This is a genomic window from Halosimplex marinum (assembly GCF_051414075.1).
GTDB classification, from domain to species: Archaea; Halobacteriota; Halobacteria; order Halobacteriales; family Haloarculaceae; genus Halosimplex; species Halosimplex marinum.
Genome location: NZ_JBLKNY010000004.1, coordinates 998,988 through 1,021,590, shown reverse-complemented (window position 1 = coordinate 1,021,590; position 22,603 = coordinate 998,988). Strand labels below are relative to the sequence as shown.

At 56.8% G+C, this 22,603-nt stretch carries 14 protein-coding genes and 1 pseudogene; 6 read left to right on the top strand and 9 right to left on the bottom strand.

What is annotated here, in order from left to right; translation table 11 throughout:
* Positions 1–9: 9 nt before the first annotated feature.
* The 5 genes and pseudogenes from ACMGFI_RS13230 to ACMGFI_RS13210 form a co-directional block, all read right to left on the bottom strand.
* Entirely contained in the window at positions 10–672 is a 663-nt protein-coding gene (locus ACMGFI_RS13230; RefSeq protein WP_436910214.1) for an HhH-GPD family protein, read from the bottom strand.
* Positions 673–729: 57 nt separating this feature from the next.
* The gene (locus tag ACMGFI_RS13225) at positions 730–1,020 is read right to left on the bottom strand and encodes a hypothetical protein (protein WP_436910213.1); all 291 of its coding nucleotides are present in this window, start codon (positions 1,018–1,020) and stop codon (positions 730–732) included.
* Positions 1,017–1,687: pseudogene (locus tag ACMGFI_RS13220) on the bottom strand (AAA family ATPase). The gene ACMGFI_RS13225 and the pseudogene ACMGFI_RS13220 overlap by 4 nt, the downstream one beginning before the upstream one ends.
* Positions 1,688–2,649: 962 nt before the next feature.
* On the bottom strand, positions 2,650–3,543 hold the full coding sequence (locus ACMGFI_RS13215) for a hypothetical protein (RefSeq protein WP_436910212.1): 894 nt from the start codon (positions 3,541–3,543) through the stop codon (positions 2,650–2,652).
* A 104-nt stretch (positions 3,544–3,647) separates the two neighbouring features.
* Positions 3,648–4,679: a hypothetical protein gene (locus ACMGFI_RS13210; protein ID WP_436910211.1), complete on the bottom strand. Its 1,032-nt coding sequence runs from the start codon at positions 4,677–4,679 to the stop codon at positions 3,648–3,650.
* A 165-nt stretch (positions 4,680–4,844) separates the two neighbouring features.
* On the opposite strand from ACMGFI_RS13210, the gene ACMGFI_RS13205 reads away from it, so the two are divergent.
* From ACMGFI_RS13205 to ACMGFI_RS13195, 3 genes are all read left to right on the top strand, one after another.
* Positions 4,845–7,511: a DUF1156 domain-containing protein gene (locus ACMGFI_RS13205; RefSeq protein WP_436910209.1), complete on the top strand. Its 2,667-nt coding sequence runs from the start codon at positions 4,845–4,847 to the stop codon at positions 7,509–7,511.
* A 53-nt stretch (positions 7,512–7,564) separates the two neighbouring features.
* Positions 7,565–8,236, top strand: coding sequence for a site-specific integrase (locus tag ACMGFI_RS13200; RefSeq protein WP_436910208.1), 672 nt, complete (start codon positions 7,565–7,567; stop codon positions 8,234–8,236).
* A gap of 336 nt (positions 8,237–8,572) precedes the next feature.
* Positions 8,573–11,227, top strand: a complete 2,655-nt coding sequence (locus ACMGFI_RS13195) for a DUF1156 domain-containing protein (RefSeq protein ID WP_436910207.1) — start codon at positions 8,573–8,575, stop codon at positions 11,225–11,227.
* Positions 11,228–11,240: 13 nt separating this feature from the next.
* Here the strand turns inward: ACMGFI_RS13195 and ACMGFI_RS13190 are convergent, their stop codons facing one another.
* Both ACMGFI_RS13190 and ACMGFI_RS13185 read right to left on the bottom strand, forming a co-directional pair.
* Complete coding sequence (locus tag ACMGFI_RS13190; RefSeq protein WP_436910206.1) at positions 11,241–12,839, bottom strand: deoxyguanosinetriphosphate triphosphohydrolase family protein; 1,599 nt, start codon at positions 12,837–12,839, stop codon at positions 11,241–11,243.
* Between the two features lie 11 nt (positions 12,840–12,850).
* Positions 12,851–13,081: a hypothetical protein gene (locus ACMGFI_RS13185; protein ID WP_436910204.1), complete on the bottom strand. Its 231-nt coding sequence runs from the start codon at positions 13,079–13,081 to the stop codon at positions 12,851–12,853.
* 149 nt (positions 13,082–13,230) lie between these two features.
* Between ACMGFI_RS13185 and ACMGFI_RS13180 the strand changes: the two genes are divergently transcribed.
* From ACMGFI_RS13180 to ACMGFI_RS13170, 3 genes are read left to right on the top strand one after another with little or no spacing between them, the layout of a single operon-like run.
* Positions 13,231–16,458, top strand: a complete 3,228-nt coding sequence (locus ACMGFI_RS13180) for a DUF499 family protein (RefSeq protein ID WP_436910202.1) — start codon at positions 13,231–13,233, stop codon at positions 16,456–16,458.
* Between the two features lie 39 nt (positions 16,459–16,497).
* Complete coding sequence (locus tag ACMGFI_RS13175; RefSeq protein WP_436910201.1) at positions 16,498–19,116, top strand: DUF1156 domain-containing protein; 2,619 nt, start codon at positions 16,498–16,500, stop codon at positions 19,114–19,116.
* A gap of 42 nt (positions 19,117–19,158) precedes the next feature.
* Complete coding sequence (locus ACMGFI_RS13170; RefSeq protein ID WP_436910199.1) at positions 19,159–19,554, top strand: DUF8076 family protein; 396 nt, start codon at positions 19,159–19,161, stop codon at positions 19,552–19,554.
* Between the two features lie 24 nt (positions 19,555–19,578).
* Here ACMGFI_RS13170 and ACMGFI_RS13165 read toward each other — a convergent pair whose 3' ends face one another.
* Together ACMGFI_RS13165 and ACMGFI_RS13160 are read right to left on the bottom strand one after the other, a co-directional pair.
* Positions 19,579–21,375 (bottom strand): 5-methylcytosine restriction system specificity protein McrC, encoded by a 1,797-nt coding sequence (locus tag ACMGFI_RS13165; protein ID WP_436910198.1) that lies wholly within the window; start codon positions 21,373–21,375, stop codon positions 19,579–19,581.
* Entirely contained in the window at positions 21,368–22,600 is a 1,233-nt protein-coding gene (locus ACMGFI_RS13160) for an AAA family ATPase (protein WP_436910197.1), read from the bottom strand. The genes ACMGFI_RS13165 and ACMGFI_RS13160 overlap by 8 nt, the downstream gene beginning before the upstream one ends.
* Positions 22,601–22,603: the final 3 nt, after the last annotated feature.

Genomic DNA, 22,603 nt, shown 5'->3' with positions numbered 1-22,603 from the left:
TCACGGGCATTAGTTGTCAGTCGCAGGCTCACCATCACTGAGTTCCGAGAACTCACAGTGTCGCCGGAGCGGGCAGTCGCCGCAGTCGGGAGAGCGCGCCGTACACACGTCGGCAGCAAGATCAAGCATAGCGTGGAGAAAGTCGCTGCTCCGACCGGCGGGAACGACCGCGTCCGTGAGCGCCTCGGTCACGTCCGTTTCCGGTTCGATGTCGAAGAACCGCGAGACCAATCGCCGAACGTTCGTGTCCACCGCCGCCACGTCCTCCCCGAACGCGTGGACCGCAACGGAACGCGCAGTGTAGTCTCCCACCCCGTGAAGGCTCCGGAGGTCGCTCCGGCGGCGAGGCACTTCACCGCCGTGTCGCTCCAGTAACTGTCCGGAGCAGCGTTCGAGGTAGCTGGCCCGTTTCGTGAGGCCGAGCGGAGCGACTCGTTCCGCGAGTTCGTCCGAGGGCGCCGCGACCACGCTCTCGGCGGTCGGATACCGCGACACGAATGGGTCGTATCCGCCCGCGACGGCGGACGCAGTGGTTCGCTGGAGGAGGATCTCGGCGACGAGTATCTCGAAGGCCGTCCGCTCCGGCTCGCGCCAAGGCAACCGATGACGGCCGTTCTCTCGATGCCAGTCGAGCAGCGTGGAAACGAACGAGCGGGTGGTCTGAAGGGACATACCTCACCCTGCCGCGTTATCGGTGAAATACGTATGGAGGAGACTAGCCCCAGTGGCTCATTCGGTGTCCGAGGATTGCCCGCCGAGCAGTACATCGACATCGTAGCCGAGCCAGTAGGCGACCAAATGGGGGACGACGAGGAGGACAAACACCGCGTCGGCACCGATGATGCCGACGACCGCGAGCCAACTGTGTAATTCGGTCCAAGCGAGGATACCGTAGGTGAGTGTGAGAGAGACGACGGAAGCGTTGATTAGCCCCAGATCGAGCGCGTCTTCGGCAGCCCGCGTCGGCGATGTACCTGGGGTATCCGTCGATGTATCCTCGGGCGATGGTTTGGTCGTCATCGATCGAGGTGACGTTCGATGTCTCTCGCTTCGATTCTATCGCCACCACGTCCGTACGCCGCGTGGCGTGCAGCCTGATTGACGATGGATTCGATGTCCGCGGCGACGACGCCGGACGTCTTCTCTGCGAGTGCTTCGATCTCCGTCTCGGTCACGTCGTGTGGCCGGTCGTCTAATTGGGCCTCGAAGATTCCCACCCGCGCTTCGTGGTCGGGTTTCCCGACGAAGATCTCCTTGTCGATGCGACCGTTCCGCACCGCCGCGCTGTCCAAGTCCTCTCGCTTGTTTGTTGCCCCCACGACCAAGACTCGCTCCCGCGCGGACTCCTGGAGATGACTCAGGAACTCGCTGACGACCTTGCGGTCTTCCTCGTGGCTGTCCATCTGCCGCTCCGGGAGCACCGCGTCGAGCTGTCGAGAAAAATCACGGCCCCATCGGTTTCCCCGGCCAGATCCTCGGCCTCCGCGAACAGCTGCCCGACGTGTTCCGCGCTCTCGTTGACCCACTTGCTGGTGATATCGCTGCCGGTCAGGTGCGAGAACGGGTACCCGAGTTCCGAGGCGAGCGCCTTCGCCAGGTAGGTCTTGCCCGTGCCCGGCGGCCCGTGCAGGAGCACGTTCGGTGAGGGGATGTCGAATTTCTCGGCCTTCTCCGGTTCCTCTCGCATCGGCCGGACGATGTCCTGCCGCAGTTCTTCCTTGACCTCGTCCAGTCCTCCGACGTCAGCCATCTCGACGTCGGTCTCCGTGACCCAATCGTACTGGTAGTCGTCGATGTCGATCTGTGCCTCGGTCAGGTCGGGATTCGAGTCATCGGTCCCTCCGAGATCGTTTCCATCTTGAGTGATCTCCTCCTCGTGTTGTTCCTCCTCCGTCGAATCGACAGTTAGCGGATTCTCGATCTCGGGATCGCGCTGATCGCCGGGCTCCGGTTCGGTAATCGCGTCACTGTCAGTGCCGCCGTCCCCGCTGGCCGTGTCCCTCGACTCGTCGCTCGATCCGGATCGCCCACGGCCCCGGGAGCTCGTCGAGTCGAGCGGTTCCACCTCAGTCGTTCGGGGAACCGAGACATCCGGTTCACGGCCCTCACGCGGTCGAGCTAGCGAGAGTTCGTTGTTCCGACCGGACGTGTCCCCGTTAGCACCCCGACGTTTGACGAGGTAGATGCCGAGCGCGCCGATAACGACCCCGGCAACTACCCTCGGACTCATCGCAGTACCGCGGGAGAGCAACACAGCGACGTTCCGAAACGGCTGGACGAACGGCGACGTGACCGCCCCGGCTGCGAAGACGAAACTGATCAGAGCCGTAACCGAAACGAATCCGAGAGCGTGCCTGTATCCCGGCATAATGACCCATCGAAATTGGGTCTGTGAGTCGGAAATACGGCGGGACTTTTCGCCGGTAACTCTTAGAGTGGGAGCGGTGCGTACTTTCAGCCGTGGTCACCCCCGTCACTTCCTGAGAGTGCAGGCAGGCATCTTCACCCCCATCGTTTCCTGAGAGTCCGGAGTGAATCTTCTCTATCCGGGGAATCGAAGTGAGTCGGATTAACCGCCATTTCCTGAGAACCGGCCAGATCAACCCCGCCGTTTCCCGAGAGTGACCCCTTCCTGCAACCCGTCGCCGCTCACTCAGCGTCCTGAATCACGCGGTCGAGCTGTATCAGCGTCTTCTCCGGAACCCACTGGCGGAACCCGACGGAACTCTCGTCGAAGTCGATTCGGACACTCGGGTTCGAGGGGATCGTATCGGCCGTCCGGAGGTCGAGTCGAACCTGTGCGGTACTCCGCTCCGTGTCTCTCCTAGAGAGCAGGTCCTCAACAACGTCGTCTCCGCGCACGTCCGCGCGTCCCGAATCATCCCGTTCCTCGGCGGTGACGTCGATACGCTCTGTTCCGTCTCCGACGGACGTCACCGAGAGAGACAGCTGTTCGTACGCCGCGATGACGGCGTCCTCGAACTGCCCCCGAAACCCGTCGTCGCGGAACGAGACGGAAGCCCACTCGGACAGGTTAGGATGATCCCGGAGCGCCTGGACGGTTACCCCGGCGAGGTCACTGTCGTCGGCCCGGACCGCGAGCAGGTCCGTTCCCGGATCGAAGGTGGCGACAGTCGTGACGCGCGCGTCCTCCGACACGGAGAGCTGTGCCTGCGTTCCGTCCTCCGGGACGCTACAGACGACGTACACGCGGTCGTGCAGTTCCTCGACCGCGCGAACTTGTCCGCCGAACCCATCTGACTCGGTGAGGTCGTCGAGTTCGGACGGAGACAAGTCTGTCAGCCCGGGCAGTCGGAAGTAGTGGACCGTCTGTGGAGCGGCGTAGCGCGCTTGGGCGGCCGCTTGGCGGAGTTCGACCTGGGAGAGTTCGTCGAGGAACTGCTCGGGATCGTCATCGTCCCCGAGTTCGTCTGCGATGTCTGCCGCGGCGAGCGCTCGGCGGAGCGCAGCGCGTGAGGGGAGCTTAAGTAAAAGATCTACTGGAGAAGCCTCGACTGTCGGTGAATTAGGAGCGATATTCACACCTACGAAGTCACACACGCATCACTTATTTTTGCATAATTCATTCACCGATGTTGATTGTCCCTTTTGGGCTATTTGAATATGAGTGAAGGTATTGAACTACACTACAACCACCCATAGACTCTCCCGCTATTTGCTTCTCCTATGGTTCCGAGTTCCTGACACCGATGCCTCAAAAATCCTAGAATGCCCGACTCTTCTTCTGTGTCCGGGACTAAGATTACTTTGAATTCCTGTTCACCTATTTTTTCAAAGGCGACATAATAGTCCTCTAAATTAGAGATATGTTTAACGTTAGTTGGAAGATTTACTCTTGTCATTCCTTTAGGGTTGCCCTGGATACTTCGATCGTTAGATGATTTCTCTCGATATTGTAGGGTTACTGTAATTTTGTCCCCTACATCGAATGTCCTTGGCTCTCTTGAGAAATATCGGGAACAATAAAATGGAATATCAACTTGGTTTTGTGAGCCTCCACTAACAGCTCCAATATCCGTCCAAAGATATTTCGCTTTGTGTATTGGTCTATCAGAATCCCCCTCATTCTGTATGAATTTTGGACTTTGATCTTCCAGATAATTTTCTCGTTTTCGGTCATATGTCTCAATAAATTCAGAAGTGCAGGGGTCAGCTGAATCCCAGACCTCCATCCAATAGTCTTCAATGTATTCAATTTTATCACCATCTTCTGGTTGTTCAAGTCCTCCCAAAAGAACTGAAACCTCCCAATTAACCTTTAGAGCATCTCTTGTCAGATTATGGGAACCAATAAATATGTTATGTTTACCATCATCATTCACCCAAAGGAATTTTGGATGAAAACTAGGTGAAGTACGAAAACGAAAATTTTCAAGAGCTTCTTCCCCCATCATAACGCGCACTTCCGAATTATTCTGATTCTTTAATCTTCTGAGGGCAGCAGGACTGGTAATTCCATCTGAAATAGAGACCACCCATTCTTTTCTTGTCCGATCATCAAACCAACTGGGTACCGTGTCTTGTAACGTATCCAAACCACTCTCTGTCATATATGCCATCCCTGATCTAAGAATATCATATGATTCATTATATTTAGATAATTTATTGATCAATTCCTGTTTATTCTCAGTTTGAAGAGCGAGCTCGATGGAATCCATCTTAGATCCGCTTTTGAAACACTGATTAAAAATCCTTATCTTTGTTTGAATAGATTTGCTGTGTCATAGACACAGACGTACCAAGAATGGCGGAGCCACGAATCGCTGGACGATAGTTGCGTATTTTTATATGCACCCTGTGACTATGGGAGGCACACGTAGTACATGGCCAACGAAAAACATTCTCTCCAATCCGAGGGCCGTTCTGAGCTTCCCATCGAACGCGGTTTCCCAATTGAACGTGTGAATGAGATCGCGCAAAAGGAGGGACGGGCAAAACAACATTATCGTCCAATTTATACAATGCACAAGTGGTGGGCACGCCGACCGGGCTGTCTCTTTCGCGCGATCTCTCTTTATTCACTTCTTGATGAAAATACGACTACGGACGATGTTGAAGTCTACGAACCTGGAGAAAACCAGCAACTTGGAAATAACGGACTGAACGAGAACGACCTCATCGAGGCCATCGATGATGTCGATATGGATGATCCCGAGTCGCTGTGGGACTTCTACCCGAAGGATGTCCGCATCAGAGACGCGAAGATTCTGGACCCATTCATGGGCGGCGGAACTTCGCTCGTTGAGGCGTCTCGTTTTGGTATCGAGTCAGTCGGTGTAGACTTGAACCCTGTCGCGTGGTTCGTAACGAAGAAGCAGCTTGACGCTGGCCAGACTGATGTCGAAGAGCTGGAAAAAGCATTTGAAAAGGTACAAGACGATGTTGCCGATGAGATTCTACAGTACTACCAAACACCTTGTCCAAACGGCGACCACGATGCAGACGTTATGTACAATTTTTGGGTCAAGGAACTTGACTGCGTCTCCTGTGGGCACACAGTCCCTCTATTTAAAGACTATCGCGTTGCCGCGGGTCGTTACGAAAACGACGACAAATATAATGTGCTTTGTCCGGACTGTGGTTCTGTTACTCTTGTTGATGATTGGCAAGAAGAAAGCAAGTGTAACGAATGTCGCCATACCTTTGTTCCTAAGAATGGTAATGTCTCACGCGGCGGCTATTATAACTGTCCTCAGTGTGGACAAAAAGAATCTGTCGTAGATGCAATCGCTGACCAAGGGAAACCTACGCAACGCCTGTACGCGCTTGAATACTATTGTGAGGAATGCGATCAGCAAGGCTTCGAAAAAAGTGAATACAAGGGATACAAACAGGCAGAAAGCACTGACAAGCAGCTCTTTGAAGATGCAGTGAAAGAGTGGAATACGCGTACTGATCTTCACGAATATGTTCCTGATGAGAAGATTCCTGAAGGGGCTATTACGGCTGCTTCTTCGGTGAGTGGTAACGATCTTTTCCAACACGGTTATGAGTATTGGAATGAATTCCAGAATGAGCGTCAACTATTATGTTTGTCCAAAATTCTTTCCGCAATAGACGATTTAGGCAATCAGAATGCGTCTGAATACCTGCTACTGGCGTTAACTGATAGTCTACGAACAAATTCAACATTCTGTACTTATGACCCATCCAGAAATGGGATGGATCATATATTCCGAAGTAATTCATTTGCACCTGCGCTGTACCCAGCCGAAAACAACGTCTGGGGCACTCGATTTGGACGGGGCACCTTCACTGCAACATGGGATATGATACTTGCCGGCGTAGAATACGCGAATGCCCCGACTGATCGGCATATCGAAGATGGCGAAACCAAAAAATCGGAAAAGTTTGCACAACCGATCGGGATGAACTCAGAAGTATACCAAGATGATATGAGAAATATAACAGCCGAAAACGAATTTGACGCTGTCATTACCGATCCACCATATTACGATAATATAATATATTCTGAGATATCTGATCTATTTTATGTATGGCAGAAGATTATTCTCGAAGACGAGTACCCAGGGTTTGATCGGAATCAGACGCCGCGTGCTGAATCCATTGTTACGAACCCCTACCTTGACAAAACGGCCGAAGATTTCGAACACGAGATGGGCGAAGCACTCAATGTCATTAATCGTACGCTCAAAGATGATGGAACACTCGTATTCACGTACCACCATAGCGACGAGGAGTCGTGGGGAGAACTCCTTGAGTCGCTCTGCGATAATGACTTTCAGGTGACGGCGACCTATCCAATCAATTCTGATCTGAATAAATTCATCGGAGGCGAAGCCGTCGCCTTTGACATTGTTATCGTGGCACGTCCGACCGAAAACCGACAGCCAATTTCGTGGGACTCGCTCCGCCGCCGTATCGTGCGAACCGCGCGGGAGACCCGCGAAACGCTCGAAGAGAATCGAGAGCTCGCAGGCGGAGACATCGGCGTCATCGAGATGGGGAAGTGTTTCCAGGAGTATTCCAAGCACCACGGCGAGGTCCACCGGGCCGGCGAGGTGATGTCCGCGAAGGAGGTAGTTGACGAGATCTACGGCATCATCCAGGACAACGACCGCGGTGAGCAGGACATCTATCGAGACCTGCTCGAGGAGTCGGACCCGACGTACAACGACCTGAACAAGCACCTCAAGCGCTCGGACGCGTCGGAGGTGCAGATGAAGGACATGCGGCTGTTCCGTATGGAGGGCGGTGACTTCGTCCTCACCCAGTGGGGCGACGAGAAGCGCCAGGCGTACGTCCAGAGCAAGGTCGAAGAGGGCAACGGCGATCTTACCACACTCGACAAGGCTCACTTCCTCCGCTACCGCTTCGAGCAGGGCAAGTCCACCAGCGAGTATCTGGAAGAATGGGACATGGACGAACTCCGGGAACTCTGCGAGGGGCTGGCCGAAGCGACTGGTGACGAGACCTACTTGAAGATGATCGGCGTCGATACCTCGCTGGCGGAGTTCGGCGAGGAGTAAGCCCGAGCCCGGACTTCGGCACTTCCAGTTTCGGAATCCGAGTATCGGGCGTCATGGCTCCGACGCGCGAGAAAGCGCTCACGGAACGGGACTTCGAACGACTTCTCGATGGCGCGCGCCGAATCGACGACGAAAAGCAGCGTTTCGAGGCTCACGCCGTCATCCTCCTGGGCGGCCGGCTCGGCTTCCGACCGGGAGAGCTCACCCACTTCGACGCGTCATGGGTGGATCGGCAGCGCCAGATCGTCCACGTCCCCGACCACGCTCCCTGTCGGGACGGCCGCGACGGCGGAATCTGTGGCTACTGCCGGCAGGCCGTCGAACAACGGATACGCCACGACCAGGAGGCGTCGTTCGACGATATCGCCGAGCAGTACTGGCAGCCGAAGACGGACGCGGCCGCCCGTCCGATCCCGTTTCACTTCTCCGCGCGGGTGCAACTCGCCGTCGAGTCACTCGCCGACGAGTACGGCGGCTGGCCGTACTCGTTCTCGACGTTACAGCGGCGGCTCGACGCCGCGCTCGACTGCGCGCGCTCGCTCGACAGAACCTCGACGTCGCTACACGGGCTTCGAGCGACGGCCGCGTCGTACCACGCGTCACGAGGCCTCGAACTGGCCGCGTTCCGGTCAATGTTCGGGTGGGAGGACCTCGAAACCGCGCGCCAGTACCTCAACATCGACGGGGCGATGACACGCCGCGCGCTCAGTGACATCCACTCGTAGAGTCCGCCGCTTCGCCGTACGGAGAGCTCAGTAGAGTACTACCCGCTGCGCATTTTTCGCTCGTAGCGACGTGGCTTTCCCCTCCTGAGCGAAGTTCAGTGTCTGATTCCCTACCTGAGAGCGACGTATCATTGTGACTTGGTTGCTCAATCAGCCGCAAAAATCTACGGGAACTGGTCAGTCAGATTCTGTGCGCGCTAGAGCCTGCTGCTAATCCCGGCGATACCCGCTGAGAGATACGCAGCGGATATTGTGCAGCTCGTCCGCGCCCTCGCCGAGGAATCTCGTACCGGATGCGGGTCCCAACTCGACTCGTCAGGCCCTCGGGCGGTACCGATGAGCCGCGACGGACGGGCTGGCGAGGGCGAAGACACCTCGCTGCCGATCGAGCGTGGTTTCCCGATAGAGCGGGTGAACGAGATCGCTGAGAAGGAAAGCCGGGCCAAGCAGTACTACCGCCCCGTTTACACGATGCACAAGTGGTGGGCTCGCCGTCCAGGTTGCCTGTTCCGGGCTATCTCCCTGTACTCGCTCCTCGACGAGAATACGACGGCGGATGACGTCGAGGTCTACGAACCTGGCGAGAACCAACAGCTCGGGGAGGGCGGACCGGACGAGAGTGACCTCGTTGAAGCGATCGACGACGTCGATATGGACGATCCCGAGTCGCTGTGGGATTTCTACCCGAAGGACGTCCGGATCAAGGACAAGAAGATCCTCGACCCGTTCATGGGCGGTGGCACGTCGCTGGTCGAGGCCTCACGATTCGGGGTTGAGTCCCGAGGGATGGATCTGAACCCCGTCGCGTGGTTCGTCACGAAGAAGCAACTTGACGCCGGCCAGACCGATGTCGAAAAGTTGGAGGACGCTTTCGAGCAGGTCAAGGAAGACGTAGCGAACGAAATTAAGCAGTATTACCAGACGCCTTGCCCGAACGGCGACCACGACGCCGATGTCATGTACAACTTCTGGGTTAAGGAACTCGATTGCGTCTCTTGTGGGCATACTGTTCCGCTATTCAAGGACTATCGCGTTGCCGCCGGTCGCTACGAGAACGACGATAAGTACAACATCCTCTGTCCAGATTGTGGCGCTATCACTCTTGTCAGTGACTGGCAGGACGAAAGTGAATGTAACGAGTGTGATTATGCGTTCGTTCCCAAGAACGGCAATGTGTCACGAGGCGGCTATTATAACTGTCCCGAGTGTGGTCAGAAAGAGTCAATCACTGACGGTATCCAGCAACAGGATGGATACAATCTGCGACTGTACGCTGTCGAGTACTACTGTGAAGAGTGTGATCAACAGGGATTAGAGAAAAGCGCGCACAAAGGATACAAACAGGCCGAAGTCGCAGACAAGCAACTTTTCGAGAAGGCAAGGCAGGAGTGGAACACTCGGACGGATTTACACAATTATGTCCCGGACGAAAATATTCCACCGGGCCATATGACGTCTGAACGGAATCCGGTGTACGATCATGGGTACGAAGAGTGGACAGATATGTTTAATGAGAGGCAACTCCTTGCCCTCTCGAAAATCCTATCCTCTATTGATAATGTATCGGATCAGGATATTCGAGAATACCTCCTATTGGCTCTAACAGGTATCTTACGCACTAACACGATGATGGTGGGTTATGATCAAACCTATAACAAAGTTGTGAATATATTTAAAACGAACTCATTTGACCCACCTCGTACCCCTTGTGAAGGCAACGTTTGGGGGGCTAAATTTGGTCGCGGTACTTTCGAGTCAATATTTGATATGGTACGGGATGCGGTTAGGTATGCTAACGCTCCGACAGATCGCTATATCAACGAAAGTGGAGATACAGTGGAGACCTCCGAATTTGCCCAACCTATCGGACAAAACTCTGAGGTCTATCAAGATGATATGCGAAATATCTCCGCCGAAAATGAATACGACGCGGTCATTACGGATCCTCCGTACTACGACAATATTATCTATTCAGAGGTAGCTGACTATTTTTACGTCTGGCAGAAAATTCTCCTTGAAGACGAATATCCTGGGTTTGACCAGAAGAAGACACCACGTGCCGAGTCCATCGTCACGAACCCCTATCTCGACAAGACTGCCGAAGACTTTGAGCACGAGATGGGTGAAGCACTCAATGTAATCAACCGTGCACTCAAAGACGATGGGACACTCGCCTTCACGTACCATCACAGTGACGAAGAGTCGTGGGGCGAACTCCTCGAATCCCTCTGTGAGAACGACTTCGAGGTGACGGCGACATACCCGATCAATTCCGACCTGAACAAATTCATCGGCGGCGAAGCCGTCGCTTTCGACATCGTCATCGTTGCTCGGCCGACGGAAGACCGACGGCCGATTTCGTGGGACTCGCTTCGACGTCGCATCGTGCGAACTGCCAGAGAAACCCGCGAGACGCTAGAAGAGAATCGGGAACTCGCTGGCGGAGATATCGGTGTTATCGAGATGGGGAAGTGTTTCCAGGAGTACTCCAAGCACCACGGCGAAGTCCACCGCGCCGGCGATGTGATGTCCGCGAAGGAGGTCGTCGATGAGATTTACGGCATCATCCAGGACAACGACCGCGGCGAGCAAGACGTTTATCGAGACCTGCTCGAAGAGTCGAACCCGACGTACAACGACCTGAACAAACACCTCAAGCGGTCGGACGCGTCGGAGGAGCAGATGAAGGAAATGCAGTTATTTCGTTTGGAGAACGGTGACTTCGTCCTCACCCAGTGGGACGACGAGAAGCGCCAGGCGTACGTCCAGAGCAAAGTCGAAGAGGGTAACGGCGACCTCACGACACTGGACAAGGCTCACTTCCTCCGCTACCGATTCGAACATGGGAGATCTATCAGTGAGTACCTTGAGCAATGGGATATAGACGAACTCCGCGAGCTTTGTGAAGGTTTATCCGAATCAACCAACGACGAGACCTACCTGAAGATGATCGGCGTCGATACCTCACTGGCGGAGTTCGGCGAAGAGTAAGGACCGAGAATCGTTATTGCCGCATAATCTCGTCTTGAAGCGACCCGGGTCGTTCTCCGGACATCCGCTCGTACATCTCGACCGCCTGTGTTTCGGTCATATTCGAAATCATATCGGCGACGATTCTGGCGCGAGCAGTACAGTCGTCTTCATCGATATTGCGCAGTCGCTCTCGGTATGGCTCCAGTATTGCAGATTTATTTACCGAGTCGGGAGACGCCTCGTCGTAGAGTAGTTCGAATAGTCTATCGATGACGCGGATTTGTCCTTTCTGCTGTCCTGCGAGAGTCGGGTTACTGATCACGTAATAAAACGTAAGTTCCTTTAGAATCTCAATCTCTTGATTCAGTTCGTCGTCTACGATTAGAGTCGGATTTCCATCCACGTCGTGCTCCTCAAGTTCGATGTATTCTCTGTCGTCAGGCGTCTCTTCTGTTGCTTCGAGATAACGACTGATCATTGACGAGGAGAATTCATTTAGAAGTTCGCGTTCCGCTTGCGTCCCTTCGTATGGGGTGTAGAACTCTTCGACGACGGCCGCGAAATCTCGCAACTCTACGAAAAACGTCAGGACGTCTTCGATAGACGCATCGATATCGGTTTCGTCGGCAACGTACTCACCAAAATCATAGAGCTCCATATCCCGTGACTTGGCGTATTCACGGAATAGACCGGTGTATTCTCCCATATCCTCGTCTCCATTAAAATCGTCGGGAAGACGATTATACAGTTCCCCTGCTTCTCTTAATAGCTGGTCAAGCGGAAGGAGCCCACTTCGATAAAAGTCTTCAACATCATGGATTGCGTAAGTCAGATCATCGGCGTAGTCCATGAGCTCGGCTTCTAATACTTGCTGTCGCTCGTTAACAGTCCCTGCCCGAGCAAATTCAAAATAGCCCTCTTCGGAAGGGTAATACCCCCATTTCTCGTCCGTGTTTCTGTCCGTATCAATGTCTTCCGCTCTCGACCAGGGATACTTTTGAATAGCGTTTAGCGTAGCCCGAGTCAGGTCCATCCCTTCGATTTCCGGATCTGAACGATGCGATCCTAACCGAGTTACGGCACGGAAGGATTGGGCGTTTCCTTCGAAACCTTGAACATCCGGTCCTGTCGGTTTCTCGTCGTCAAGATTTGTTCTACGGCCATCGTCGTCCATCCCGTCGTCTTGATTTGTATCGGATTTTCTCCTTACCTTGTGGTCGAGAAGCTCTTCGGTGACATGACCGAATGGTGGATGACCAATATCGTGAGCCAAACAAGCTGTCTCAACGACATCCGGATTGAGATGGCTTTCGAGATCATCGAACTCCTCTGAATAGAACTTGCGAAGTAGTTCAGCGAGTCTCCGGCCGACTTGACCTACTTTCAACGAGTGGGTTAGCGGGTCGTGATACAGGTACGTTTCTCCTGCCCGCGCAACTTGTGTAACATCTTTGAGTCGTCGAAATTCTCGACTGTACAGGATTCGATCTCGGTCGCGTTCGAACGGAGTTCGCTGGTCCTCCGTGTCAAGTTCTTTTGTACCCTCGAGCTCCCTTTCTCGATCGTATCCATCACTGAGATTTTGATCAAGATCAGAAGGACGATGTTCTCTGAGAAATCCCGCCGTCATCGGAAGACGACCTACGCAGAAGCCGAAGCGTCACTTGCAAGCTTGTATTTGAATCCAGGGGTCGTGGTTATCAGCCCTTGATCCATCATTTTTCGGAGAACCTGCTTCGCTTCCCGTCTATTATCAGCAGATGTTTCATCGAGTAAGTGGTTGATATCCACCGCCTCGTCACGATCGGCGAGTTCCTCGATGAACTCTTCTCTCAGGTGGTCTCGAGAACCCGCCCGCTCAGTGAGGCTCATTGCGTGAGAAGTATCTACCCCGATCTACTTATATTCCCTTGCCTGAGTATTGGTCATCACAGTTCGTTTTTAATGTCCGGCTGGATTGGCGTCCAGGCTCTTCAGATGTCGCACATTCATAAGGCGATGCCACATCTTACCGAACAACGATGAGTGCGGACGCCATTCCTGAAACGACGATCGACGAGACCCTGACGCTCAGTCGGGAGCTCACGGAGGGGGACAGCCTCGTCAAGGGGCAGATTCGCCTCTACGACGTTGAGAGCGACGCGGGAACCCTCGAGTCCGACGCGGAGCGCTTCTTCGACCGCACGCTCCTGACCGAGGGACTCGAAGACTCACTAAAGCGCCTCCGGGACACCCTCCAGGGGGAGGACAACATCCGCATCCACGAGATGTACGGTCCCTACGGGACGGGGAAGTCCCACCAGATGGTGGCGATGTACCACTGCTTCGACTCGCCCGATGTCGTCGAGCAGTGGGCAGACGGTCGCATCGAAGACCTCGACGGCATGCTCCCCCGCGACGCCCTCCCGATTGTCGTCTCTCTCCAGAAGGAGCAGTACGAGTACCTGTGGGAGCCGCTCTTCGAAGCGCTCGACTACGACCTCGACGAGTCCGAGTACGAGGACGGCGGCTACCCCGACATCGACACGATCACCGACGCGGTCGGCGACCGGACGGTCGCGTTCCTCGTGGACGAGCTCGAAGACTGGTTCGGCTCGCTCGAGGGGCGCCGCAAGAGCGCGAACAAGGGCTTCCTCCAGGCGCTGCTCGAAGCGACCTCGCGCACGAATCTTTTCGCCATCATCTCCGTGCTGCGCGAGGGCTCCGACGTCCACGACATCCTGTCCCGCCAGGAGCGCGTCGAGGTCAACATGTCCAACCAGGTCGATATCCGGGAGGTTCTGCGTCATCGCCTCGTTGAGCCCGGTTCCATCGATCAGTCGAAGATGCGCGACTTGATTGACGAGTACATCGAGGCCTACGCCGAGACGGACTACGTTGACCTCCCGGACGGCCTCCGCGACGAGATGTACGAGACGTACCCCTTCCATCCGGAACTCATCGACGCGCTCAAGACGCGGTACTTCGCGGAGACCGAGTCGGGCGCGACCCGGGGGATGCTCTATCTCTTCGCGAAGGTTCTCGTTGACCGTCACCAGCAGACCGACCTCATCACTCACGGTGAGGTTGACGCCGTCGAGTACAACGACGAGCTCACCCGCATCAACGTCGAACACGCCCGCCCCGACCGCTGCTACGACGACATCGTCGAACGCCTCGCCGACGCGGACATCGATTACGGACGCGACATTCTCAGCACGGTCCTCATCTACTCGCTCACGCCCGGTCTCGACGAGGGTGCGACGACGTCGGACATCGTCGTCGGCACGTTCCACGTCGGCGATCGCGTCAACGACATCATCGTCGATCTCGAACGCCTCCAGGGCGAGGTCTACCACCTGTGGCAGTCCGACGACCGCTTCGTCATCAGGGAGGATGAGAACCCGCGGTCGCTGATCCGGAACGCCGCCCGCGACGTCGAGCCGGGGGAGGCGATCGATCTCATCGGCGATACTGTCGAACGCCTGTTCGGCTCCAACTCGTACGCGGTCGGCTTCAACGAGGACGGCGAACTGGAGAGCGTCCCCGACAGCCAGAACGTCAAGGTCGTCCTGAAGAACGGGCCGTGGGACGCCGACAGCGTCGCCGAGATCATCAAGAACCAGCCCGCCGGCCGCCAGTGGCGCAACACGCTCGTGTTCGTCCAGCCGAAGAACGGCAAGACCATCTCGACGACGTCCCAGCAGGAGAAGTTCCTCAGCAAGGCCAGGGAGGTCATCGGGGCGCGGCTCCGTGAGGACGACCAGAACCTGAGCGAGGAGATCCGCGAGGAGATCGTGGAGCTCAAAGGCGAGTACGAGGACGACCTCCTCGACCGCCTGGAGGGCGCGTACGGCGAGGTCATCGACGGCGACGACCTCCTCAACGAGTTCGAGTACGCCGCGGAGATGACGCTTGAGAACTTCGTCGCCGCGGAGGACGAACTCGACGCCGGGAACATCGCGGCCGCCGCCGAAGCGGACCCGTTCGACCTCCAGCGTCACGCTTGGGACATCGTCCGCGACCGTCTCGACAGTCGCTCGGAAACCTCCGTCGAAGACATCTACGAGCAGTTCCTGATGGACCCGACGTACCCGATTCCGGGCAGCGTGCAGGCGGTCGCCAACGCCGTTGAGGATGGCCTGGACGACAAGCCCGTACTCGCTCACGACGGGAGTCAGTTCAGCGACGAACTCCGTAACCTCGACCGCGACACGACCCTCGTCCTGGAAGAGGAAGTAGACAAGTGGTCGGTGGACGACGTCACGTCCGCGCTCCAGCGTGAGTTCAGCGGCGGCACCATGGAAGTCGATATCGGCTCGTTCGAGCTCGAAGTCCTCGAACGGACGAACGTCTGGATCGTCGATGACGACCCTCACGACGCGATCATGCGCGCAGTCGGTCGGCTCGCCAACGAAGACCACTACGTCCTCGTGAGCGGCAACGAGATCGTCTCCAAGGCCCGGTCCGACGCGAAGCTCCGGGATGTCTCGAACGCGCGCGAGATTGGTGCTCCCGAAGTGAGCGAGCGTATCGAGGAGACCATCGACGCCGCTGGAGAGGCTGACATGTCCCAGGTCCTCACTGCGATTCGGAACGACACCGAGGTGTACCTCCCGCAGGACGACACCGAAGGTGCGTTCCACGGGGCCGTGAACACGCTGCTATCGGAGGGTTACAAGCTGAAAACTGAGGGCGACTACGTCGGTTCATTGGGCGACCGCAATCCGACATCTGTCGTGATCGTGCCGATGGTTCCCGGTGACGTCGGCGAGCGCATCCTGGAGTATATCGGCGATCTCGATGAGGAAGCGACGTTCCAAGTGGGTGATGTTCAGAGGGAGTGTGCCCCGGACCACGACGAATCCGCGGTTCAGCACTTCCTCCTCGATCACCTCGGCGAAAGCGACCCGCACTACGTCGTGGGAGCGACCGGATCCGAGGATCCCGGCGACTGGTTCCCGGGAGCCGGCTTCCGTATCCCGCCCGAGACCGGATGGACGTTCGAGTATCAGGGCAACAATCCGTCCGAACTCCGCGACAAGTGGCAGGACTCCCACGAGTCGGGCTCGGTCGCCTACGGATCGGTGTCGTTCACGACGGAGGGCGACAGCGGGGCGCCCGGGGCGCTTCAAGACGTCGCCGAGTTCCAGAAGGCCCATACTGACCTCCAGCTAGAACTTGGCCAGTCACACGAGACGGTCGCTGATCTCCTCGAGAACATCCCGGAGTCCGCCTCCAGCATCGACGTCACGATCCAGTTCGAGTGACGCGTACATCTAAATACGATACCGAGTCCATCATTCCCCATGTCTGATTCGAACGCTTCGCGGTCTGATCTCCCCATCGAGCGCGGGTTTCCCATCGAGCAAGTGAACGACCTCGCCGACCGCGAGGGCCGGGCGAAACTCCACTACCGACCGCTGACGACTATGCACAAGTGGTGGGCCCGGCGGCTCGGCAGTGTCTTTCGTACGATTTCGCTGTACTCGCTTGTCTCCGATCCCGACCGAGTCTCAGTTCGAGACCCGAACATGGAGGACCACGACCTCACAGAGTTCGACGAAGCGTCCGAAAGTGCGGACACGGCAGATATCAAGGAGATGATCGAGGGCGTCGATTTAGCCAACCCCGACGCCATGTGGGATCTCTACTCCAAGGACGTCCGTGTCGAAGACGCCGACGTTCTGGACCCGTTCATGGGCGGCGGGACGAGCCTCCTCGAAGCGATTCGATTCGACGCGGACGTGACCGGCGTCGATCTGAACCCCGTCGCGTGGTTCATCACGAAGAAGGAACTCGAGGCCCACAGCGTCGATCCCGACGCGCTCCGAGGCGCCTTCGAGAACGTCGAGGACGCGGTCGCCGAGGAGCTCCAGTCCCAGTACGAGACGGCGTGTCCCAACGACGAAAGTCACGTCGCCGATGTCGTCTACGCGTTCTGGGTCAGGGAACTCGACTGCACGTCCTGCGGCGAGACGGTCCCGCTGTTCAAAGACTACCGAGTAGCCAAGGAGAGATACGGGAACGGCGACAGGTACCACGTCTATTGCCCGGATTGCGGGAACATCTTCCTGACGGACGATTATCAGACTGAGACGATTTGCCCGGATTGCAGCAACGAGTACGTCCCGGAGAATGGCCCCGTTTCCCGGGGTGGGAATTACGGCTGCCCTTCGTGCGGTCTAAAGTACCCGATCGTGGATGCGATCGCCGACGGCCAATCGTACGCTGAGTCTCTCTACGCCCTCGAGTATTACTGCACCGAGTGTGAGGACGAGGGGAAAGATCGCCCAGCATACAAGGGATACAAACAAGCAAACGAAGAAGACATCGAGCGTTACGAACGGGCAGCCGATAGTTGGGGGAGCGAAGACGCTTTCGCCGACTATGCTCCGCAAGGGGACATCCCCGAGGGGGCGATTACGACTTCGTCATCGGTCAGCGGAAACGACGTCTTCCGTCACGGATACGAGTCGTGGCAGGACATGTTCAACGACCGCCAGCTGTACTGTCTCTCGACGCTACTCCGAGTGATCGACGAGGAAGTAGACGATCAAACCATCAAGGAGTACCTCCTGCTGGCGTTCTCGGACTCGCTGATGTTTCAGAACAACTTCGCTACCTACAATATCAACGCCACGAAAATCAAGGGAATATTCCGAAAGAATTCGTTCATGCCTACGGTTGAGTACGTGGAGAACAACGTTTGGGGGACGAAGGCCGGCCTCGGAACGTTCAGCAATACCTGGGCGAAAATCGTTGATGCCGTCGAGTTTGCTCAGTCGCCTACGGAACGATACATCGAAAACGGTGATACCGAGGAGACCGCGCCGTTCGAGAAGCCAGTTGGGGGCGAGTACACGATACATCAAGGCGACCTGCACGACGTGGATCTGGAGTCGGAGTACGACGCGATCATCACCGATCCTCCGTACTACGACAACGTCGTCTATTCCGAGGTCTCCGACTTCTTCTACGTCTGGCAGCGTCTGTTACTCGGTGACGAATACGAGGGGTTCTCGCCCGAAACAACCCCGCGCGAGGAGAGCATCGTCGCCAACCCAACAGAGGGAAAGGATTCAGATTCGTTCGAATCAGAACTCAGAAGCGCGTTTTCGCGGATGCGCGAAGTTCTATCGGACGACGGCGTTCTCGTGTTCACGTATCGACACGGCGACGAGGATACCTGGGGGGCGCTTCTGGAATCACTGTGCGACGAAGGCTTCGACGTTACCGCGACGTATCCGATTTCCGCGAACCTCAGCGAGTTCGTCGTCGGCGACGAACTCAACTTCAGTGTCGTCGTCGTCGCTCGTCCGGCGACGGAGCGGGATCCAATCAGTTGGTCGTCACTCCGCCGACGTGCTCACAGGGCCGCAAGCGAGACGCGCGAAAAGCTTCAGGCCGGACAGACGCTCTCTGAGGGGGATATCAGCATCGTCGAGATGGGTCGCTGTTTCCGCGAGTACTCGAACCACCACGGGAAGGTACATCGCGGGGGAACAGTGATGTCGGCGACGGAGATCGTCAGCGAGATCTACGACATCATCTCCGGGAACGTCACACCGGACGAGATCTACCTCGACCTCCTCGAGATGGACGAGCCCACCCTTGACGACGTAACTCGGTTCTGTCGAGGGACCGATATCGACCCCGATGATCTTCGTCGACGCGCCCTGTTCGTCACTGACGGCGGTTTCGAGTTGACGGACTGGCGTGCAGAAGAGCGAATCGAATACCTCCGCGGGCGGTCCACAGAGGAATTGACACCGCTCGAAGGAGTGCAGTTACTTCGCTATCGGGACGCGCAAGATGTGAAGCCACCTGACGAACAGCGTGACCTCGACGTGACCTCGGAGATGATCGACGTGGCGAATGAACTAGCGACGCTGACTGGAGACGAGGGCTACGAGGCCCTCTTCTAACCTTGGTGTACCTTGATAATTCCGTAAGTCGAGGACGACACCATGAGTGATATCGACGCCGTCGCGGGGATGTACAATATCGTCGATCGAAGGAGAAGGGTAACTGCCGACTATCAGGTTCCCGTCGAGGAGTTCATAGCGAAGCTCGAAAACCACGATCTGCCACAGGAGATCTGTGTCGTTGGACTCGGTGACGTCCTCTCCGGAGACGCGGAACTGCGCGAGTCCCTCGTCGATACGATGCGTCTGGAGATGGACTACCTCAACGGCCAGCGACCACTGCCAACCGTTCAATTCGCGGTTGACGGCGAGTTCCAGAGCGTCGGGGACTCCTTCGATGTCGAAATAGACGGGGAGTTCTACGCGTTAGAACCCGTATTCGGCCGGCAGATGAAACGGCGGGAGCCGGGTTGGGTCGTGACGACGTTTCGAGTGTAGCCTCCTTCACCCCCGTCCTCGCCCTCACATTAGTGCCCAAGGTCCTTCCTTTGAGACAGTGACTCCGTCCTCTCTCTGCCGCAGGAAGTACAGGGTCACCCGGCCGTGGTCACCGTCCGTATCGGTCGTATAGACGGGGACACACGTCGTCTCGTGTTGCGGATAGCGCGGGCGTTCGTCCTCGTCCGTCTTGCCGCACGCGTCCTTGATGCGGGACTTCGTCCACTGGCCTTGGTTTTCGAGCTCCGGTTTGTTCGGTCCGTACGTCGAGAACGCGATGTCGTTGATCACGCGGGCGGCGAATGTCGCCGGATTGCTGATTGCGAACGGTCCTGTCGTGTCGTAGACTTCAGAGAGGTCGTCTTCAGAGGCGTTCTCCAGGCACAGACGACCGTGCTCTACCGCGCTGAACACGTCGAGTTCTGGATATTTGAGCGCGAGCGATTCAAGTAGATACTCCCGAGTGAGGCGTTCGTACTCGTCGCAGGTGAACTCGTCGTCGGGTGAGATTACCTCCACCTCCCCCCCAGTATTGGTCACAGGGAGGCGATCCCGATGGTACTGGGGACAGAGGAACGCCATCCGGTCGGTGTCGGTGAGATACGCGTAGGCGAACATCCGCGACCGCGAGGCCGAATCGTTCGCCGGGTTCTTTCCTTCTTGGTAGTACTTCGAATCCAAGACGGCCAGCGTTTCGTCGCCGTCGGTCAGTAGGTGATCGGGCTCGTGAGCGGCCTTTGCGTTCCCCTCGAACGGATAAAGCCGGTGTTCGTCCTTACACTCGACGTCGGACAGTCGGTCCAAGTGGTCGAGGGTTCGCAGCGACTCGACTTCCCGGCTGAGAACTCGCTGCGTATAGTCTTGGAACAGCGAGTCCATGCTCAACGCGTAATCCACGAGCAGTTCCTCGGGACCGCCGCCGGTCTGTCCCAAGAGGGCTGACGAGAGTATTGACTGCGACGTGTGAACCGCCCGGCGATAATAGTGGCGTTGCCGGGGGAGGTCGGCCAGCGACAGCCGCCGGTATTCCCCGAGGCGCTTTTGGCTGCTCTGTATCCCGCGATCTTCGATTTCCTTCACCTGCTGGTGAACCATCGACAGCAGGAGATCCTGACGAGGATGCTGGTGGCCGTCGCGCTCCTGCTGAAGCAACCGTAGCAAGAGCTTCCCCGCCATGTGGATGGCCTTGTTCACCGGATTCGCGTAATCGACCTCTGTCTCCACCCACGTCGGCTCCGGGTTTCCCGTCGCGTGATTCATCAGCGTCTGAGCGACGTCCACCGACCCGAGTCCCTCGTACCCGTCCCGTCGTCGGATATTGAGGTCCCGGATGAAGCCCTTCTTCGTGATGGTCTTGACGCCGTGAACGTAGTTGATCGCCAGGATAGCGATGAGCTGGGACGCTTCGATCTCGCCGGCAATCAGCTCCTCGAGCGGGATACCGTAGTGTGACTGTGTGCGGTCGATATCGTAGACCGTGAGGAGCATCCGGATGACGTTCTCCCACTCGATTTTCGGCTCGACCTGAACGCTCATCCCGGGCACGAGTTTGACGATCCCCACGACGTCGGAGGGTTCGACGTGGAGCGAGTTTTCCACGATCCGAGCGGAGAGGACGTGAAGCGGCCCCGAATCGCCGTCGTCTGCTTCCGGACGGAGTCGCGGGCGTTTCTTCACGTACCGGCTACCATCTCGGACGAAGTTCGCTGCCCGGAGTTCGTCCCGGAGACTCTCCGGGTCACAGCCTTCGACGATCAGCTTCCGATTTTCCTGGACGGAACAGAGTTCCGTGCCGTACTCATATCGGACTGCATCACTCATAGGCGCTGACGCCCATCTCCCGTTCTTCGGCCTCGGCCTCCCTGGCCGCGAGGTCGATCGCCGAGGACAGGTCGAAGGCCTCGAACTGGTCGTCGAGCGTCTCGTAGTGCGTCGTCAGTTGGTTGATCTGGGGGAGCGACGCGCTGTTCAAGAGCCGGGGAGCGATGTAGGTCGAAAACGCCTGCCCGACCGCTGTTGCTTCTTCGCCTTCGTACGGCCCGCCTTCCTCACAGGCACTCTTGAGGAACTTCGTGACGTCCACGTAGTGCATCGGTCCGAACTCCATGATCCCGCCTTCGCCGCTCGTCGTCGTTCCGTTGTTGACACCGTCGTGGTGGCTCTCGAAGAGGTCGTGAAGCCGTTCCTGGTCAATATCGATGTCCGGCCCGAGTTCGCCGATCCAGTCGTCGAATAAGTCCGCTCGCTGGTCGTCCTCGTAGCGGCTCAGCTCTACCATCGCAAACCGGCGGGTGATAGCGTTGTCGAGTTCGTTGACCGTCCGGTCCGACATGTTCATCGTGCAGATGATCTTTACGTCGTCGTTGAGAGTGAGACTGTTCCCCTCTTCGTCACGGAAAATCACCTGGTCGTAATCCTCGATGGCCGTGTACAGGGGGCCGAAGACCTGGGAGATGTCGGCTCGCGTTATCTCGTCGATGATGACGCCCCAGTTGTCGTGATACTCGTTCGCTTTCTGAATGCCCTGAGAGACGCAACCCGCCTGACGGACGTACTTGATTTCGCCGTCGTCGGTCTCCGGCTGGATGCTTCCGGTGATGTCCGCGGGCGTCCAGCTGGGCGTCGCAGTGGAGATGGAGTAGTTGATACAGGTTTTCAGTGCGAGTTGCTTTGCGAAGTAGGTCTTTCCAGTGCCGGTCGGTCCGTAGAGGACGATCGGTTTTCCGACATCGAGGGCGGTCTCGGCGTTCTTCTGGACAGTGTCCGGCACACGAATGTCGCCGAGATCGTCGTTCCGTTGCGCTACAGTCTGTTTGACTGAGAGAGGCGCCGTCTGAGATGTTAGTATGGCTTGTTCGATTTCAGCGCCGCTTCCTGGAACGTCTACGTCGATGTTTCGTTCTTCGACTAAGTATCGGATGGCGTCTGGATCGTTGGTCTTGTTGATGAATTCTTTCGCTTGTGCTGCACCGCTGAGAATGAATCCGCTGAATTCCTCCGCCTCCTCCCGATCGTAGTCCTCGAACCGGGGTTTCCCGCTACTCATTAC